The sequence below is a fragment of the Acinetobacter sp. AR2-3 genome (genome assembly GCF_001878775.1).
Taxonomy (GTDB): domain Bacteria; phylum Pseudomonadota; class Gammaproteobacteria; order Pseudomonadales; family Moraxellaceae; genus Acinetobacter; species Acinetobacter lwoffii_D.
Window position 1 is genome coordinate 1 of the sequence record NZ_MJIQ01000087.1, and the last position, 3,585, is coordinate 3,585.

Annotated in this window: 5 protein-coding genes; all 5 read right to left on the minus strand. The window is 33.2% G+C overall.

Annotated features, from left to right (window positions below):
- A partial coding sequence (locus tag BFN00_RS16075; RefSeq protein WP_071852236.1) for a hypothetical protein occupies positions 1 to 184 on the minus strand: 184 nt, incomplete at its 3' end.
- A gap of 289 nt (positions 185 to 473) precedes the next feature.
- A complete protein-coding gene (locus BFN00_RS14500; RefSeq protein WP_048882323.1) occupies positions 474 to 1,532 on the minus strand; it encodes a hypothetical protein in 1,059 nt (352 codons plus the stop codon).
- A complete protein-coding gene (locus BFN00_RS14505; protein WP_048882322.1) occupies positions 1,532 to 2,806 on the minus strand; it encodes a hypothetical protein in 1,275 nt (424 codons plus the stop codon). The genes BFN00_RS14500 and BFN00_RS14505 overlap by 1 nt, the downstream gene beginning before the upstream one ends.
- 125 nt (positions 2,807 to 2,931) lie before the next feature.
- Complete coding sequence (locus BFN00_RS14510; protein ID WP_048882321.1) at positions 2,932 to 3,222, minus strand: type II toxin-antitoxin system YafQ family toxin; 291 nt, start codon at positions 3,220 to 3,222, stop codon at positions 2,932 to 2,934.
- Positions 3,206 to 3,481 (minus strand): type II toxin-antitoxin system RelB/DinJ family antitoxin, encoded by a 276-nt coding sequence (locus tag BFN00_RS14515; protein ID WP_048882320.1) that lies wholly within the window; start codon positions 3,479 to 3,481, stop codon positions 3,206 to 3,208. The genes BFN00_RS14510 and BFN00_RS14515 overlap by 17 nt, the downstream gene beginning before the upstream one ends.
- Positions 3,482 to 3,585 lie beyond the last annotated feature (104 nt).

Here is a 3,585-nt window from a genome sequence, read left to right on the forward strand (position 1 = left end):
AATGGCGGTTATACGAAGTACATCTGTATATTAATTTAAATTTCAATAACTTAAAAATTTCACCCTGATCACAAAATGCACAAAAAATGGCTTTTGTAATAAGTTGGTGAGTTTTTAAGCGAATCTGTAACATTTTGCCAAGAATTTTGATCAATAAATGATCAATTTGGCAATCAGTGCCCATTTCATGCGGATCCAGGTTCCAAAACTATCCCCAATTGCTGGGGATAAAATTTAGGCTATTTTGTACGCTCTGGCGTACATAAATCTCGGCCCTTTGCGGCTACCTGGGACAGTGGAATTTTCCTATGATGGACTCATCGGGAATAGGAAGTTCCATACAAGAATAACAAGAGATAAGCACAAGGACTGTAAGGTACGACAGGAGTTATACCGAGCGAACCAATACGAAAAACCCCGGCAGGATGCCGGGGTTTTTTATTATCAATTTTTTAGAATTAGTTAATCTTATATCAATTTTCAGTAGAACTCATAGCAGCTGAAAATTCTTGACGGTTTATTTGCCAATAATCTAAAAGACAATATAAGTATCCTTTAATATCAAGTGCTTCTGGTAGTGTTGGTGTTTTAGATTGCATAGCCATCTGTTCTAATGTTTTTGCAAACTGAAACATATGATTAATATTTTCAGTTTTAGCAAAATATTCAGCCAGAATGTTTACAGGAAGATTTGACACATCACTATCAAACCTTTGCTTTAAAAGTCTAGCATGAACATCGCCACCTTCTACATATTGATTGATCATATTCATTGAAAATTTAATTAAATCATTCGTCCCAGCAAACCCCCTATCACCAAAAAGAAATCCTTCTTTAAGTTTTTCAATTCGTTCATGAGGATCAAGAAAAGAAATTTCTCGCATACAGAAATCTATTCCTAAAGCTAAATAAGAACAGATCAAATATAAGCATCTAATTGCTGTATATCTTTCTCTTTCCCGCGTCAAAACTAATTGGGCAAAAAACTTTCCTTCAGCAAGCCAGGAATTACATGAATCAAAATTAATCGGTTTAGATAAAATCGATTTACAGTATTTCATCCTATTTTTCCAATCCCCATCTACTTTTTGTAGTTCATAGGAATCGATCAAACTTGATAATTGCTCTTCAAAAAGCCTTTCTTCATTCGGACTCTGATTCCTAACTAACTTTGATAAGAACTTTCCATCTAAAACCATGACATCTTGTTTTTTTGCAAAAGTTTTAATAAGAGATCTAGAATCAGTTGTAGCAACAATAGCTTTGTTGCTATACGTAGCTTGTTTCAAACCATTTACCCAAAAAATTCTTTCTAAAGCATGAGGTACTTTTTTATTTTTTATATCAACGACAGTTATTTCCCTAGAAAATGATGAAGCTCTCGAATATACCCATAGGTCTATATCTGTTACATCATCATTTTCATAAACAAATGGTACACCACGAACAACATATGATCCTGTTTTTAGAAAATAGTCTCTTAATACTTCTTCTAGTGCCATACCTTTAGGTAAAGTAATTAAATCAGCCATTAAATACCTCCAGTCCGTAAAGCATCTAACATATTATTAGTTGCTGTAGGATTTACTTTTACTTGTTTTTTCCTTAATAAATCACGATTTACCTCTGGTCCACTAAATTGAGTAGCTGCTGTAGATGGTATTAGGCTATCCGAAATTAAAGCATGTTCACTCGCATTTCCTGAAGTTAAAACTAATAAGGCTATTTCACCAACTTCTTTTTTTAATAATTTTAAGTAGAATCTATCATTTGCGTAAGGAATGACTTGAACAACTCCCTTCAGTTCAAGAACTCTATAATCCTGGCCTATTGCGGTAACAGGTCCTACATGCCCTCCCGCAATTAATTTTCTTAATAATGGTTCTATTGCTTGAATTTGCCCTCGTCCATACGCACTGCGTGTCATTCCATATTTCAAAGAACTAATAAATGCTTTCGCTAAATCAAAAGTATCATCAATAATAGAGTTACTTCCAAATTTTGAAAATGATTCTGGTAAAGTTAGAAAACCTATTTCTTCTTTAGAATTGGATACTATGTTTACTTCGTATACTCCGATAGGTAATAACTTATCTAAAAGTTTTTGTCCTAGTACGCGAGTACCTTCGCTTATTGCTACGCATCCTTCTGAACGAATAATAGAATTTAGCTCATTTATCTTTGTACTTTCTTCAGCTGATAAAGAATGAAATACTCTTCCTATTTTTTCGGAATATTGTCTTTTAAAAAGATTACCGTTAAACAGTAATTTACCCTTATCAGACAATGTCTCCACATCAGTAAAACCAATAGTTTCAGCAGAGGTAAATAAATAATCTAAATTATCAGAGGTAAGTTTAAATTCATCACTCAGGAGAGGTTTTATTTCATTTTGGAAAATTGGTTCTTGAGACGCTTTCTCAGCCAAAAAGATTGATGCGTTTTCAATATTATCAAAAGAATCATTACTTTGATCAAAAATATTAGCTGTATGTTCTAAAATTGAGTGCTGAGTTAATCCTAACGTTACAACATCACCATTTTTACTATAATCAATTAATTCCTTTTCTTTTAATAATTCTAGTAGTGGCTTTCTTTCTAAGTTAGTTATTCCCACATAAGTACTAAGAGCCTGTACTTTTGAAGACGTTATTTCAGACTCATCATCTTTAGATAAAGATGACAAAAGTAAGCCTGCTTTACCTGCAGTTAAAGTATTATCAAATGTATTATCCGCATATTTTATCTCATTTAATTTTTGTGCATGATGAATAATCCATGCACCCTTAAGTTTCTTTTCAAACATGTTTTATTCCCCTCAAAAGAAGAAGATATTACATGAAATTTCTCAACTAACTAACTATAAAAGACTTGTAACTAAAGCTTAAAAAATAGTCACAAAAAAAGCCCAACATCTAGTTGGGCTTTTTTTTATCCGAAAAGTTCAGAGTGAGATCCTATTCTGGCAAGGATTAATTCATTATTTTCCTTGTCCACGTCCCAAATTAACAATAAATCAGGTAAGACATGACATTCCATATGAGGCTTCCATTCTCCAATTAAAGGATGAGGTAAATATTCCTCTGGAACAGTCCCTGTTTTTACCAAATGCTCATCAATAAGATCCTTCAAAATTAAGAGTCCTTTCTTAAGCTTTGGGTTTGAGCTTACCCGTTTAAAATCTTTTTTAAATTGTTTCTTGTACCTAATCGTCAGTGTCATCTTCTAAATCCGTAAACAATTCCTGAGCAGAACTAAATTTTTTAGGTTCTGCAACAGAGTTCATAGCCTCAATTGTTGTACGGTTAGGGGTTTTTAACTCTAAAGGAAATCCACCTCGATTTACTACTTGCGTTAATAATAAGCGAATAGCATCTGTAGTATTTAAACCCACTTCTTTTAGAATTCGCTCCGCTTGAACCTTTAATTCATTTGGAACCCTAGCACGTACATACTCATCTTTTTTTGCCAAAGTATTCATATGTTTATCCAGTAGTCAGTTCAGTAGTCAGTTCAGTAGTCAGTTCAGTAGTCAGTTCAGTAGTCAGTTCAGTAGTCAGTTCAGTAGTCAGTTCTGTAGTCAGT